Annotated in this window: 18 protein-coding genes and 1 other RNA gene; 7 read left to right on the top strand and 12 right to left on the bottom strand. The window is 32.1% G+C overall.

The annotated features are described in order from the left end of the window. Positions 1 to 367: 367 nt before the first annotated feature. The 4 genes from HA144_RS07460 (at position 368) to HA144_RS07445 (ending at position 1,701) form a co-directional block, all read left to right on the top strand. Entirely contained in the window at positions 368 to 643 is a 276-nt protein-coding gene (locus HA144_RS07460; RefSeq protein ID WP_025930770.1) for an HU family DNA-binding protein, read from the top strand. 189 nt (positions 644 to 832) lie between these two features. Then, entirely contained in the window at positions 833 to 1,090 is a 258-nt protein-coding gene (locus HA144_RS07455) for a hypothetical protein (RefSeq protein ID WP_245152876.1), read from the top strand. A 54-nt stretch (positions 1,091 to 1,144) separates the two neighbouring features. Further along, positions 1,145 to 1,390 carry a hypothetical protein gene (locus HA144_RS07450; protein ID WP_209043451.1) on the top strand — a complete coding sequence of 82 codons (246 nt, stop codon included), beginning with the start codon at positions 1,145 to 1,147 and terminating at the stop codon, positions 1,388 to 1,390. A gap of 89 nt (positions 1,391 to 1,479) precedes the next feature. Beyond that, the gene (locus tag HA144_RS07445; RefSeq protein WP_306822821.1) at positions 1,480 to 1,701 is read left to right on the top strand and encodes a hypothetical protein; all 222 of its coding nucleotides are present in this window, start codon (positions 1,480 to 1,482) and stop codon (positions 1,699 to 1,701) included. Here the strand turns inward: HA144_RS07445 and HA144_RS09530 are convergent. From HA144_RS09530 to HA144_RS07415, 7 genes are all read right to left on the bottom strand, one after another. Next, positions 1,696 to 1,908: a hypothetical protein gene (locus HA144_RS09530; protein ID WP_245152875.1), complete on the bottom strand. Its 213-nt coding sequence runs from the start codon at positions 1,906 to 1,908 to the stop codon at positions 1,696 to 1,698. The genes HA144_RS07445 and HA144_RS09530 overlap by 6 nt on opposite strands. Positions 1,909 to 1,910: 2 nt before the next feature. Next, positions 1,911 to 2,156 (bottom strand): chlorophyll a/b-binding protein, encoded by a 246-nt coding sequence (locus HA144_RS07440; RefSeq protein WP_209043449.1) that lies wholly within the window; start codon positions 2,154 to 2,156, stop codon positions 1,911 to 1,913. A gap of 45 nt (positions 2,157 to 2,201) precedes the next feature. Next, on the bottom strand, positions 2,202 to 3,221 hold the full coding sequence (gene cbiB, locus HA144_RS07435; RefSeq protein ID WP_209043448.1) for an adenosylcobinamide-phosphate synthase CbiB: 1,020 nt from the start codon (positions 3,219 to 3,221) through the stop codon (positions 2,202 to 2,204). After that, a complete protein-coding gene (gene ilvC / locus HA144_RS07430; protein ID WP_209043447.1) occupies positions 3,209 to 4,198 on the bottom strand; it encodes a ketol-acid reductoisomerase in 990 nt (329 codons plus the stop codon). The genes cbiB and ilvC overlap by 13 nt, the downstream gene beginning before the upstream one ends. Positions 4,199 to 4,307: 109 nt before the next feature. Further along, entirely contained in the window at positions 4,308 to 4,919 is a 612-nt protein-coding gene (locus tag HA144_RS07425; RefSeq protein WP_209043446.1) for an ATP-dependent Clp protease proteolytic subunit, read from the bottom strand. Between the two features lie 25 nt (positions 4,920 to 4,944). Then, a complete protein-coding gene (locus tag HA144_RS07420; protein ID WP_209043445.1) occupies positions 4,945 to 5,607 on the bottom strand; it encodes an ATP-dependent Clp protease proteolytic subunit in 663 nt (220 codons plus the stop codon). Between the two features lie 40 nt (positions 5,608 to 5,647). Beyond that, positions 5,648 to 6,757 (bottom strand): PIN/TRAM domain-containing protein, encoded by a 1,110-nt coding sequence (locus HA144_RS07415; protein ID WP_209043444.1) that lies wholly within the window; start codon positions 6,755 to 6,757, stop codon positions 5,648 to 5,650. Positions 6,758 to 6,855: 98 nt separating this feature from the next. Between HA144_RS07415 and hemW the strand changes: the two genes are divergently transcribed. Both hemW and HA144_RS07405 read left to right on the top strand, forming a co-directional pair. Beyond that, on the top strand, positions 6,856 to 8,079 hold the full coding sequence (gene hemW / locus HA144_RS07410) for a radical SAM family heme chaperone HemW (protein WP_209043443.1): 1,224 nt from the start codon (positions 6,856 to 6,858) through the stop codon (positions 8,077 to 8,079). A 174-nt stretch (positions 8,080 to 8,253) separates the two neighbouring features. Next, a complete protein-coding gene (locus HA144_RS07405) occupies positions 8,254 to 8,496 on the top strand; it encodes a hypothetical protein (RefSeq protein ID WP_209043442.1) in 243 nt (80 codons plus the stop codon). A gap of 117 nt (positions 8,497 to 8,613) precedes the next feature. On the opposite strand, the gene panB is transcribed toward HA144_RS07405, so the two are convergent. After that, complete coding sequence (gene panB, locus HA144_RS07400; RefSeq protein ID WP_209043441.1) at positions 8,614 to 9,387, bottom strand: 3-methyl-2-oxobutanoate hydroxymethyltransferase; 774 nt, start codon at positions 9,385 to 9,387, stop codon at positions 8,614 to 8,616. A gap of 47 nt (positions 9,388 to 9,434) precedes the next feature. Here panB and ffs point away from each other — a divergent pair. Beyond that, an RNA gene (gene ffs / locus HA144_RS07395) (signal recognition particle sRNA small type) lies at positions 9,435 to 9,531 on the top strand. Positions 9,532 to 9,543: 12 nt separating this feature from the next. On the opposite strand, the gene ftsZ is transcribed toward ffs, so the two are convergent. The 4 genes from ftsZ to HA144_RS07375 all read right to left on the bottom strand — a co-directional run bounded on the left by ftsZ (position 9,544) and on the right by HA144_RS07375 (position 13,048). Further along, a complete protein-coding gene (ftsZ, locus tag HA144_RS07390; RefSeq protein ID WP_209043440.1) occupies positions 9,544 to 10,659 on the bottom strand; it encodes a cell division protein FtsZ in 1,116 nt (371 codons plus the stop codon). A 178-nt stretch (positions 10,660 to 10,837) separates the two neighbouring features. Continuing rightward, the gene (locus tag HA144_RS07385) at positions 10,838 to 11,563 is read right to left on the bottom strand and encodes a cell division protein FtsQ/DivIB (protein WP_209043439.1); all 726 of its coding nucleotides are present in this window, start codon (positions 11,561 to 11,563) and stop codon (positions 10,838 to 10,840) included. Next, entirely contained in the window at positions 11,560 to 11,970 is a 411-nt protein-coding gene (locus HA144_RS07380; protein WP_209043438.1) for a hypothetical protein, read from the bottom strand. The genes HA144_RS07385 and HA144_RS07380 overlap by 4 nt, the downstream gene beginning before the upstream one ends. A gap of 10 nt (positions 11,971 to 11,980) precedes the next feature. Then, positions 11,981 to 13,048, bottom strand: a complete 1,068-nt coding sequence (locus HA144_RS07375; protein ID WP_209043437.1) for a D-alanine--D-alanine ligase family protein — start codon at positions 13,046 to 13,048, stop codon at positions 11,981 to 11,983. Between the last annotated feature and the right edge of the window lie 5 nt (positions 13,049 to 13,053).

Genomic DNA, 13,053 nt, shown 5'->3' with positions numbered 1-13,053 from the left:
ATGTGATGAGAAGAAAATATATCTGAAAATTAATAAAAAATAATAAATAGTTCAAATTCATAACTTCATTACATTTAAAATTCACTACTTTTGAAGAGGAAAGTTGGGTTTTTAAAGGCTAAATTCAGTATTTCCAATGGTTTTGCCTATTTTGGAAATGTTAATTTAATTCCATTGATCAATAAAATAATTGACTATAAAACAAAAAAATATAGCTAAAAATGTCCCTAAAATTTGTATAAAGCTTTGCGCCGCTATCATTTTCGGTTGCCGGATTCCTATTTGATCCATATGATGTACAAGTTCGAGGTTTTTAGTCTTGATTCAAACTCTTGTCTATTTAATCTCTGCTTTACTCTAAAATTCAATGAACAAAGCTGATTTAGTAAACCTGGTGTCCGCTGCAACAGGAGAAACAAAAACTGTTGTCTCTTCAATAGTTGATACGACTATTGAAACTATTGTTGATTCAGTCGTGGAAGGCAAAAAAGTCTCCATACTAGGATTTGGTTCTTTTGAACCAAGAGATCGTTCTGCAAGACAGGGATTAAACCCTAAGACAGGCGAAAAAATAGCAATACCTGCTAAAAGAGTGCCTACATTCTCAGCCGGTAAACTTTTTAAGGATAGAGTTCAAGGATAATTTTCTTTAATCTAATTCTTCCTTTAAAACAAAGGTGCTCTAGTAGAGCATCTTTTTTTTATTTTAATAAATTACTGTTAGGTAATTTACCAAGATTTAACAAGATAACCCAAAATTTACATTCTTACATAAGTAATGAAATTTTTAGTAATTTTATGCCTCAAATTTTTATTAACATCTAATTTACTTATGGCAGAAACAATACCAACAAAGTCCAAGATTTTAAAGCAATCTAGTGAATGTATTGTAAATTCGCAAAATCAATTATGTAGGGAATTAGTTTCCCAAATAGAGAAGTTTCAATTAGCAGTTTTTAAACAAAATAAATTTAAATGTCAATCTAGTTTATTGGGGTTGCAATCGGAACTTATTGAAGCTTATTTTTTTAAAAATTTCTCTAAAGAGAAGAATTCATTTATGATTCCATATGTGATTAAAAATTGTTAAATATTTAAATAAATTCTTTTTTTGGAATAAAATAAATTTTTTATTTTAGTTTCAATGGTAAAAGGTTTCTCTGATAATAAAGTAAATAATAATACCCAAATAAAAGATGTAAAAAAAGAAAAAAAAGGGTTGACTTCTTTTCTTAAAGGCAAAAAATTTACTTACACTTTACCAGGTAAAAAACAAATAAATATTTTCGGATCAATAGTAATAGGTTTGAATATGATTTTAATTCTGTTAGTTCTCTTGTATCTAAATAATCAAGAATTTCATGACTTTGTTTTTAATGTTGGTCGTTAAGTATTTTTAGATTAAAATTTTTGAGATGATATATTTAAATTTTAGAAATTCTTATGAAGGTAGTTAATTTAGTTTTTCAGGTCTTTTTTTTGTTATTTCTCGTTGTACTTTTGATATATTTTCTAACAGCTTATGACTCTGCTTTTGAAGCAGATCAATATTGTCATTCAACTCTACTTGGTTACGATAATCTATCTAGTAATTATGGTTGTGATCATGATACTGAAACACATCAGTGGATACTTTATGAGTCAAATGAAAACAATGAACCTGCTAAAATAATCAAAAAATTTAGGTATAAGTTTTTATAACTCAATTTTTTTATAGAGAAATTTTGCGCATACTATGGAAATTATCGCTGTAATTGTGAAAGTGAGAAATTGATATACGCTTCCTTCTAGATAAATTTTATTTTTATAAAGAGGATAATCTATAAGTGAACCTAGAGTTCCCCAAATTATTACCCATACGGATATGTATAAAAATACTTTTATTGAATTAGTTTTCTTTTCTACCATTTTCAATTAATACCAAAAATTGAAGACGTTACAGGTCTGCCACTTAAAACTAGCTCGGTCAATATAAGCATTAGGAATCCGATCATAGCCGCTCTACCATTCACGAGCTCTGCACTGCTATTAAAGCCGAAAACATTCTTTACTTCACCTCCTTGGTTATCTACCCACTTTGCGTATTCATTATTTGTTGTTGATGTCTTGGTAAAATCATTATTTTGATTTTCTGTTGGTAAGTTTTTTTCTTCCATAAAATTTATATTTTATAAATATTTTAAAACAAATTTGTTAATAAATTAAAAGGGAATTATAAAAAAAATTAAGATAAAAATAATTATCCATAAAAATTGTAATTTCAATATTAGTTGACAAATTAATTTAATTTTCTTTCTTGTGCAAATAGCCCCATTTTCATTGATTATTGGTTTTTCAATAGTTTCATTTTTATATTTACTTTTTCCTCCTAATTTAATACCGGCAATATATGCAAAAACAGCCTCTGAAATTCCAGAATTAGGCGATTCATACTTTTTACCATCAAGAAAACTTTTTTTAATGATTAATAAATAGTCCTTAAAATTGAAACTTACTATAGGTAATGTAATTAAAACTAATCTTGAAGGTATGAAAGTAAAACCATCTTCGATTTTTGCACTCATAAAACCTAAATATCTAAAGTAATCGTATTTATAACCAATCATTGAATCTAAAGTGCTTACCGCTTTATATGTAAAACCAAGTGATAAAGGCCCAGGCAGGAAAATTGAAAACTTCATTAAAATGATTCCAATGAAAATCCAAAATAATGGTCCAAATATGCCATCAACAGAATTTTCGGTAAGACTCTCTGTAGTCGATCTCAAAAGATGTTCTTTCGAAGATGAGCTAACATCCCTACTTACTATCCTTTGCACTTTCTCTTTGATTATTCTTTCATTTCGCTTATCAAATTCTTTCTTTTCTAGTAGCTCTGCAATCTCTTTTACACTTGAAATAAGTCCTTTAGTGGCTAGACAACTTGAAAGCCCAAGAAAAATTAAAAATCCACTAAAAAAATTATTTTTGGATTGAATATAACTAAGTTCTATTAGTTTCCCAAAACTAAAACTAATTCCAATGGTGGATAGTGCAAGAATGAAACCTCCCCATAATAATAATTTTTTATTTCCCCTGAAATTATTTATAAAGTAATCGGATATTTTTTTTATATAGAATCCAATTATTTGAACAGGGTGGATCAAGTATCTTGGGTCGCCGATTAATAAATCAAAACCAATCGATCCAAGAAATATGAAAAATAATCTTATTTCAGCCAACTAAACATAGAGCGAAGACCTTTGCCAACTTTCTCAATTTCATGTTTTGAATTCTCTTCTCTTAATTTTGTCATTAAGGGTTTATTTTTGTCGCATTCTTCTACAAAATTCTTAGCGAAAGTTCCATCCTGAATATCTTTTAGAATTTTCTGCATTTCTTTCTTTGTATCACTATTAATAAGTCTTTTTCCACTTACATAATCTCCATATTCTGCCGTATTTGAAATGGAATCTCTCATTTGAGATAAGCCGCCCTTAACCATTAAATCGACAATTAGTTTAACTTCATGTAGACATTCGAAGTAAGCAAGTTCTGGTTGATATCCTGCCTCTACTAGTGTCTCGAAGCCTGATTTGACAAGTTCAGATAAACCTCCACATAAAACTGCTTGTTCTCCAAATAAATCAGTTTCTGTTTCTTCTTTGAAGTTTGTTTCAAGTATCCCAGCTCTTGTTCCTCCTATACCTTTAGCGTAAGCCATTGCTAGTGATCTTGCGCTGCCAGAAAAATCCTGTTCTACTGCAAATAATGCAGGAACGCCTTGACCATTCTGATATTCCCAACGAACAGTATGTCCAGGTCCTTTGGGCGCGATCATTACGACATCTACAAAACCAGGAGGTTTGATTAGTTCAAATCTTATATTGAAACCATGAGCAAAACTTAATATCTTTCCTTCTTTTAAGTTTGGTTCTATTTCTTTAAGGTAAACATCTTTCTGAAACTCATCTGGTAGGAGAATCATAATCCAGTCTGCTTTTTCGCAAGCTTCAGAAACATTAAACACTTCTAGTCCATCGCTAATAGCTTTGCTTTCAGATTTACTCCCTTCATATAGTCCTACAATTACATCCATACCACTATCTTTGAGGTTTAGGGCATGTGCATGACCTTGTGAACCGTATCCAATTATCGCGATTGTTTTATTATTTAAAAGGCTTAGATCTGCATCTGTGTCGTAGAAGAGTTGAGTCATTAGTTGTGGCTTCTTAGCATTCAATAGTTAGTATTTTAGACATTAAACGTGTAATTAAACCAATAAATTATTAATTTAAAAATGAAAATTAAAATATTATTTAGAAAATCTAAGACTGATTTGCTTCGCTTGGATGTGTGATTACTCTATCAATCAAGCCATAGTTTTTTGCCTCTTCTGCGCTTAGAAAATAATCTCTATCAGTATCTTTTTCAATTTTCTCGAATGATTGACCTGTCATATCAGCCATAGACATATTTAACATATCTTTAATTCTTAAAATTTCTTTGGCTTCTATTTCAATGTCACTAGCTTGACGTTGAGATGTTCCTCCAAGAGGTTGATGAATCATTATTCTGCTGTGGGGCAAAGCAACCCTTTTACCTTTTGTACCAGCAGCTAAAAGGAATGCACCCATTGAGGCTGCAAGACCTACACAAATAGTTACTACATCACTTTTTACGTATTTGATAGTGTCGAATATAGCCAAACCTGCTGTCACTGAGCCTCCAGGGCTATTTATATATAAATAAATAGGTTTGGAATTATCTTCAGAATCAAGATAAAGCATTTGAGCAACAAGACTATTAGCGATCCCGTCGTTAACTTCTTGTCCTAGAAAAAGAATCCTTTCAACACCTAATCTTGTATATATATCAACCCATCTTTCGTATTGACTTCCTGGAAGTCTGTAAGGCACGCTTGGAGTTCCTATTGGCATAATTTAAAAGTTTTGTTTGTGAAAGTTAAATTTTATTTGGTAAATCCTTTTGACTCGTAAGTATTCTATCTATAACTCCATAATCTAGTGCTTCTTGGGGGTTTAGATAACTCATTCTATCTGAGTCTTTAGAAAGTTCTTTAATAGTCTTACCAGTATTACGAGATAAGATCTCTAACATTGATTTTTTATTTTTTAAAACTTCCTCAGCTCTTATTTGAATGTCAGTTGCTTGACCTCTTGCTCCGCTTATGGGCTGATGTAAAACAATGGATGCGTGTGGAAGAGCAGCTCTTTGACCCTTAGTGCCAGATGAAAGGATAACGGCAGCAGTTCCCATAGCTTGTCCAATACAGATTGTATGGACTGGTGGCTTGATGTAGCTAATAGTATCGCAGATAGCGAAGGCTTCTGTTTCGAAACCAACTGCGTCACCAGTGTACCAACTTGTCCCTGTTGAGTTTATATAAAAATAGATAGGTTTTTCAGGATCCTCAAACTCTAGATAAAGAAGCTGAGCAATGATTAGTTCAGTAACATCCATGCCTAATTGTCTTTTGGCATCATCATCTGAAAATAATGGTAAACCAAGATAAACAATTCTCTCTTTCAGTAAAAGAGAGGGTAGATCAGGAGGTGGAGTCCTCATAACGGTGTTTTCGCCGTAATAAGGAGCAGATACAGTCATATGTATCACAAAATTATTATTTATTTGATTCTAGCTATATTTAGCCCTGTGTCGCTGGTGATTTAAAAGATTTGTTTGACTCAGGATTATTTAATAGTTTTCCAAAGACCATTCTTCCAGTAGGAGTTTGTAGTGCTCCAGTAATAACAACATCTAATCTGCTTCCTACAAAATTTTTTGCTTCATCGATTACAACCATTGTTCCGTCATCTAGATATCCAATTCCTTGCATTTTTTCTTTGCCTTCTCTTACGATTTTTATATTAAGGGATTCTCCTGGCTGAACCTCTGGCCTTAGAGCAATAACTAGATCACTCAAATTCATAACTTTTAATTCCTTAACTTCTGCAATCTGGGAGAGATTATAATCGGCTGTAATTAATGTTCCTGTCATATCTTCAGTGATTTTCAAAAGTTTTTCATCTACCCCATTGCCTTCATACTTTGTTGGGTTAATCACTAGTCTTCTACCGTATAAATCTCTTAATTCTTTTAACAACTTCAAACCTCTTCTACCCTTAGATCTTTTTTCATTACTGCTTGAGTCAGCTAAAGTTTGTAATTCATCTATTACACTTTGAGCAACAATTAATTGTCCCTCCAACAAGCCGCAATTTAATAAACCATTTATTCTTCCATCAATGATTACACTAGTATCTAGAATTTTTGGACTTGCAGCAGGGAGTATTCCCTCACTAACAAGATATGCATCAGTATTATTTGGATTAAATAATCTCAATAATGTCCTGCCATGTGTATCTGCTAACTTATATCCAAGGACACCAAAGAAAATATTGCTTAGGATGGCTGCTAAAGGTTTTCCAAAAAATACTTCTCTCGGGAAAGGAATTAATAGAATTGGAGCAAGAAGCAGGTTCGCTACTAGTAATCCTAAAATTAAGCCAACTGACCTACTAATTAGTAGATCTGTAGGCATTGTTCTTATTTGATCAAGAAAAGTTTTTCTAAGTTGTAAGAATACGAAACCAGCAGCTAAACCTATAAAAAAACCTATGATTGCTAAAACTATTCTAAAACCTTCAACATTAGACACCTGTTTTAGTATGTCTACTGGTAATAAATCAACTCCAAGCCATCCTGAAGCAGCACCAGACAATACAAATAAAATTAATACTAAGATATCTGTCATATCTCTAATCTACAATGATTTACTAATTGAGTAAATAAGGATTTTATTTTTTCCGATCCTCAATAGATTTTTGGAGCTCTAAAAATGTATTTAGATTTATGAATAAGTTTCCAAGAAGTGCTTATGTACATATCCCTTTTTGCCATAGAAGGTGCTTTTATTGTGATTTTGCAGTCATTCCATTAGGAAACAAAGTTGAAACTTTGAATGGTTATGGAAGTAAAACTGTTAAAGATTATTTGCACTTTTTGTATAAAGAAATTTTGTCAATTAAACATAAATCACCTCTTTCGACAATTTATGTAGGTGGTGGTACACCTTCAATTTTGGATCCCAAACAAATCAAAGAATTAATTGATCTTTTTAAAGAAAATTATGGAGTTGACTATGGTGCTGAAATTACTATGGAAGTAGATCCAGCAAGTTTTAATCAAGATGATCTTTATGAATTTATAAATGCTGGGATAAATAGATTTAGTCTAGGAGTGCAAAGTTTTAATAATCAGATACTTCAAAAGTCTGGAAGAAGGCATTTGAGAGAAGATGCTGAAAAATCTTGTTTATGGTTAAAAAAAGTATATAGTTCTGGGTTAATAAAAAGTTGGAGCTTAGATCTAATCCAAAATTTACCACTTAGTGGATTGAAAGAATGGCAAGATGACTTAAAAAAAACCCTCACATTTTCACCACCGCACATATCTATTTACGATTTAAATATTGAAAATGGAACTGTTTTTAAAAGATTAGTTAATTTAGGGGAATTACAACTTCCAAGTGATGAAGATGCTTTTAGAAATAGTGAATTAACTCATTTGATTTTGAAAAATTCAGGTTATTCAAGATATGAAATTTCGAACTATTGCCTGCCGAGGCATCAATCGAGACATAATAGAGTTTATTGGAGTGGTTTAGGCTGGTGGAGTTTTGGCCAAGGTTCCACTAGTTCACCTTGGGGGGGAAAGTTAACTAGACCAAGAGTTAGTAAAGAATATAAAGAATGGGTAACTAGGCAAGACGAATTTTGTTTAGATTCATCCCTCACTAATAGTGATTTTATCTATAAAGAAATTGATGAGAAAATAATGTTGGGATTGAGACTCAAAGAGGGTATAGATATTTATAAGGTTTTAAAAGAACAAAACTGGGATAACAAAAAATTTGAGATTTATTTTAGTAAATTGCTTGAAGAATGGGAAAGATTTCTTAAAAGTGGGTTATTAATGAGACAGGGTAATAGATTCTTTTTAAGCGATCCAAAAGGAATGGAGCTGAGCAATCAAATTCTCATTTCTATGTTTAAGTGGTGGGATAAAATTAAATAAGACTAATCATACCCTTTTCGTTAAAGCTAAACCCACTGCGATCACTTGTTCTATGGGAATTTTAGATAATAAAATAAATTCCTTCAAAAGTTTCTTTATAAAAGCCTAACAAATTTATAAATTATAAAATCATTGACAGTTGTTCTAAAATAAGACGCAATTAGTTTGAACCTAATGTTGAGAAAAAAAGAAAAAAAAGCCTTAACTAGACTTTTCCTTTTAGGGGTGGGTGCCCCCATTGGGCTTGATCGCTTCTACGAAGGAGATGTAACAGGGGGATTCTTAGCAATTTTGGGTTTTCTTGTCGCTTTGATAACAGTAGTGGGTTTGTTGGTATGGATCTTCCCTTTAATTTCCAAAACTTTCCGTTTGCTAAGAGAATTTGAAGATGCTGAAGATACTAAAAGTTCAGTTTAAGAATATTTTGATAATAAATAAAAAAAATGAAACGCTTACTAGATAATTAATGCCCTTATAAACTATTACAAAAACTACGTTGTTGGGGAAATAACCTTTTCTATAAAAAGGTATTTATTAGTTAAATCTTTCAGAATTAACCCATTCTTTTAATTTATCTTCAAGTAATTTCTTTCCTTGGATAATCGGTTGACAAAATGGTGGTTGATCATCATTAAGGCCTAATAAATCTGCAGTAACTCTTACTTGCCCATCGCAATATTTACCTGCACCGATGCCTATCGTGGGAATTCTTAATTTATTCTGTATTTCTTTAGCAAGCAACTTAGGAATATGTTCAAGAACTATTGAAAAACATCCTAATTTTTCAAGAATAGAAGCCTCTTTCATGATCTTTTCTTGGCTCTCTAAACTTTCTCCTTGTTTTTTAAATCCAAGATTTAAGTAGCTTTGTGGTGTAAGCCCTATATGACCCATAACAGGGATTCCCATTCTTATTAATCTAGAAATAACTTTTTGTATTTCCGGTTCAGCCCCTTCTACCTTTACAGCTTTTGCGTAAGTGCTTTGAATAATTTTCCCTGCATACTCTACAGCTTTATCCTCTCCACATTGGTAAGTAAGAAAAGGCATATCTGTAACTATCAAAGGTTGGTCTTCAATTTTCTTTGTAAAACCTCTCGAAACAGCATTAGTATGATAAATAATGTTTTCTAAAGTTAATGGTAATGTGGATTTGTATCCCAAACAAACCATTGCTAAGGAATCTCCTACCAAGACAAGATCAACATCAGCTTGTTCTGCTAAAGAGCCCGATATAGAGTCCCAAGCAGTAAGTGCAATGATTTTCTGGGACTTTTCTTTATACTTAACGAGGTCCGAAGGTAACATAAGAAATTTATGTATCTTTTTTAATCAAAAATTGCTAAAATAGCGATGACTCGGCCTTTCGCGGTTTTAACGCCCAAACCTGGTCAGGATCGGAAGGTAGCAGCCACAAGGGATGCTTGAGGCAGGCGAGATAACCGAGTCACTTTATTTTACCTATTACTCTATATCTTTTTTATTTTGCCTTAATCTCAGGAATTCTGGAATATTTGCTCCACTGTCTTTGTTATCAGAAAAATTATAAAGAGGAGTATTTGATAATCTGTTTTTAAGTCTTTGTTGCTTAAGTGGTTGATTGGTGTCGAAGCCAGTTGCGATTATAGTGACTTGTACTTCACCTTCCATTGATTCGTTTATAGCTGTACCCAAGATGATATTTGCATCTTGATCAACAACCTCACTAATAACTTCTCCAACTGCATTTACATCATCTAGTGTCAAATCTTTTCCACCAGTGATATTTACAACACATCCTTTAGCACCATCTATCCTGCCTGCCTCAAGCAATGGACTGTTTATAGCAGCCTGAGCAGCCTCTAAAGCTCTAGAACGTCCAGAACCTATACCCATACCAAGAAGGGCTGATCCTGCCTCAGTCATAACTGATCTTACATCGGCAAAGTCAACATTAATTTGACCAGGGCAGGTGATGATTTCACTTATACCTTTTACACCCATTCGAAGAACATCATCAGCATTCCTGAATGCCTCTTGAATAGAAGCACCCGAAGCGACTTCCTTTAAACGATCATTGGGAATGACAATTAAAGTGTCAACATTTTCAGCTAATCTAGCAATACCCTCCTCAGCTTGACGCATTCTCCTTTTGCCTTCAAAAGAAAATGGTTTAGTAACTATACCTACAGTTAAAGCGCCACTTTGCTTAGCGACCTCAGCCACAACTGGAGCAGCTCCTGTACCTGTACCTCCACCCATGCCTGCAGCTATAAAAACCAAATCAGATGCATCTAAGGCTTGTTGAAGCTCTTCTTTTGATTCTTCAGCTGCTTTTTGGCCGATACTGGGATTTCCCCCTGCTCCGAGCCCTCTTGTTAAATTTTGACCTAATTGAACTCTCCTTTCCGCTGATGATTGTAAGAGTGCTTGAGCATCAGTATTAAGCACTCGGAAAGATACACCTCCTAGATCACTATCTATCATTCTGTTTACTGCGTTGCTTCCACCACCACCTACGCCAATTACTTCTATCTTGGCATTTTGACTTGGAAGGATTTCTCTCGATTGATCAAAGTTTGGATTGTTACCGAAGCTCATCTCTAATTAGGGATCTAATACTAGTATTGGGTGCATTATGAACTCACTAAGCTCATCTGTAGGATTTATTGAGGAAAATGCTTAAAATATTTATTTAATAAATATTTTGTTTTAAATGCTAAACCCTTACCAACACTACATTAATTAAAAAAAATTATTTAAAATCCATTCCCAAATATTAGGGTTTGAACACTTTTATTTTTGGTTTGTTTGGATCAGTAAGATCAATATTATCTATTTTTTCAGAAAAATTATTTTTCTTAAATTCATTTTTTAAGTTATTGATTATTTGTAATTGATAGCTTATTAAATTTGGATTAAAACCAAGGAAGATTGTTTTTAAATCTTTTTCCTCAATAGTAAGAAACCCATTGGGAGAAAAAGTAATATTAACTAACTCAAATTCATAATTCTCTTGGGTAATAAAAATTTCAGATAATGTTCTTTTAAATTTTTCTTCCCATCCAACAACTTTTATGGTTATTTTATCCAAATTTTTTTTGTCTACATTTTGTTGATCGATAAAAATTCCATCTTGATCAATAAAACCTAATATTTTTTCGTTATTAATTATTCTTTCACCGTAAGCAATTGGGGTTCTAGTATTAACTTGAACTTCCAAACCAAAAGGGAATATTTGTCTACTTACCGAAACATTTTTAAGCGATAAATTTTGTTTTAATTCTTTTTCTAGAACCTTAGCTTGAATAAAAATTAAGCGGATTGGAAATTTTAAAGATGAATTATTTACTAAATCATTCTTTGAGAAAAATTTACTACCAGAGATCCTTATGTCCTGAATATATACCTTTTTTAAAGTTTTTAGACTTACTAAGCTTGTTGATAATAAAAATAAAATTAGAAATAAAAAGTTTCTATTGTTAGTTTTTTTTTGGTTATTCACAAATCACATCGAGCTTTTTCCATCAATTTGTCCATCCATTCTCTCGCTTTCTCTGCATCTGAAAATGGCACATCCATCTCTTTCCCATCACCTACCAGTCTAAGCCTGCACTTTCCTTGAGACTCGCTTGTTAGAGGAGCTTCTCCTGAAGTTAGCGCCATTAATTCGACCAATTCAAGTTTCTTTATTATGAAACTGTCTTTATCTTCAAATGTACCAGCTTCAAATGCGCTCCATCTCAATTCCCCATCTTTTAGGGACGCAGCGCTTGAACTATCTAACTTACAAAGTTCAGATCCATTAGCCCAGTTCCTAAAAAGATTTTGCCTTCTTCTTTCTAACCATCCCAGAGCAGTTAATAAAATGAAGATTATAAGTAATGGTAACCAAAGAAGTCCATGCAACATTTGATTTGAATTATAATTCTAAAGATATATCTACCAGTTTAGCCACAAGTTGCTCAATATTTAAACCTGAAGCTTTCCAAAGCATTGGAAACATACTGTTTTTTGTAAAACCAGGAATTGTATTTATTTCGTTTAACAAAATTTTATTTGAAGATTTTTCTAAAAAGAAATCTACTCTTGCAAAACCATAAATATTTAGTGCTCTACAACTTTGAATAGCAATTTCTTTAATTTGTTTGGTAATTTTAGAATCTATTTCGGCTGGGATAGTTATCTTGTTATTTGAATTATATTTTGAATTGTAATCATACCAATCACTCTCGTACTTCACTTCCCCTATCTCAGAGGTTAATAGTTTTGAATTTCCAATTATTCCGCATTCAATTTCTCTAACCTCTAGACCTTCTTCTATTAAGATTCTAGGATCTATTTCCAAAGCCTTTTCTAATGCCTTTAATATTTCTGATTCATTTATTACCTTAGAGATACCAAGAGATGATCCAGAGTTAGATGGTTTCACAAAAATAGGAAAATTTAGTTTTTTAAAGATCTCATTAATCAACTTATCTTTTACTTCTTTATCATGGAGGTTCTCATTTTGAAAAACTAGATAATTAACTTGTGGAATATTTAGATTTGATAAAATTGATTTCATCAATATTTTATCCATTCCAAGAGCAGAGCCTAAAATTCCGCATCCAACTAAAGGTTTTTTTGTGAATTTTAGTAAACCATGAATTGATCCGTCTTCACCATTAAATCCATGAAGAAGAGGAAACCAAACATCAACATTTTGAAATTCAATTCTGTCTAGGAAGTTAATTTTTTCTTGATTAAAAATTCCGTATTTTTTTATTGTATTGTTTTCAATTTCACCATTTAGGATCTTTTCTGAGAAATCACTATCAAGCCAATCTCCATATCTATTAATGTAAAAGGCTTTTACATTAAAGCGTTGTTTGTTTATCTCTGAATTAAATGCTTGAAAAACTGTTTTTGCAGAGGATATCGATACTTCATGTTCATTGGAAAACCCGCCAAATATCAATCCAATACACTTCTTCTTTTTATCAACCATTTTGA

Source organism: Prochlorococcus marinus XMU1404 (genome assembly GCF_017696175.1).
In the GTDB taxonomy this organism is placed as follows: domain Bacteria; phylum Cyanobacteriota; class Cyanobacteriia; order PCC-6307; family Cyanobiaceae; genus Prochlorococcus_A; species Prochlorococcus_A marinus_X.
This window is presented reverse-complemented; position numbering and strand designations above follow the sequence as displayed.

Excerpts from the sequence above, each read along its gene's own strand:
- HA144_RS07460 (WP_025930770.1), top strand. The coding sequence starts at position 368 with ATGAACAAAGCTGATTTAGTAAACCTGGTGTCCGCTGCAACAGGAGAA.
- HA144_RS07455 (WP_245152876.1), top strand. The coding sequence starts at position 833 with ATGGCAGAAACAATACCAACAAAGTCCAAGATTTTAAAGCAATCTAGT.
- HA144_RS07450 (WP_209043451.1), top strand. The coding sequence starts at position 1,145 with ATGGTAAAAGGTTTCTCTGATAATAAAGTAAATAATAATACCCAAATA.
- HA144_RS09530 (WP_245152875.1), bottom strand. The coding sequence starts at position 1,908 with ATGGTAGAAAAGAAAACTAATTCAATAAAAGTATTTTTATACATATCC.
- HA144_RS07440 (WP_209043449.1), bottom strand. The coding sequence starts at position 2,156 with ATGGAAGAAAAAAACTTACCAACAGAAAATCAAAATAATGATTTTACC.
- ilvC (WP_209043447.1), bottom strand. The coding sequence starts at position 4,198 with ATGACTCAACTCTTCTACGACACAGATGCAGATCTAAGCCTTTTAAAT.
- HA144_RS07425 (WP_209043446.1), bottom strand. The coding sequence starts at position 4,919 with ATGCCAATAGGAACTCCAAGCGTGCCTTACAGACTTCCAGGAAGTCAA.
- HA144_RS07420 (WP_209043445.1), bottom strand. The coding sequence starts at position 5,607 with ATGACTGTATCTGCTCCTTATTACGGCGAAAACACCGTTATGAGGACT.
- HA144_RS07415 (WP_209043444.1), bottom strand. The coding sequence starts at position 6,757 with ATGACAGATATCTTAGTATTAATTTTATTTGTATTGTCTGGTGCTGCT.
- hemW (WP_209043443.1), top strand. The coding sequence starts at position 6,856 with ATGAATAAGTTTCCAAGAAGTGCTTATGTACATATCCCTTTTTGCCAT.
- HA144_RS07405 (WP_209043442.1), top strand. The coding sequence starts at position 8,254 with ATGTTGAGAAAAAAAGAAAAAAAAGCCTTAACTAGACTTTTCCTTTTA.
- panB (WP_209043441.1), bottom strand. The coding sequence starts at position 9,387 with ATGTTACCTTCGGACCTCGTTAAGTATAAAGAAAAGTCCCAGAAAATC.
- ftsZ (WP_209043440.1), bottom strand. The coding sequence starts at position 10,659 with ATGAGCTTCGGTAACAATCCAAACTTTGATCAATCGAGAGAAATCCTT.
- HA144_RS07380 (WP_209043438.1), bottom strand. The coding sequence starts at position 11,970 with ATGTTGCATGGACTTCTTTGGTTACCATTACTTATAATCTTCATTTTA.
- HA144_RS07375 (WP_209043437.1), bottom strand. The coding sequence starts at position 13,048 with ATGGTTGATAAAAAGAAGAAGTGTATTGGATTGATATTTGGCGGGTTT.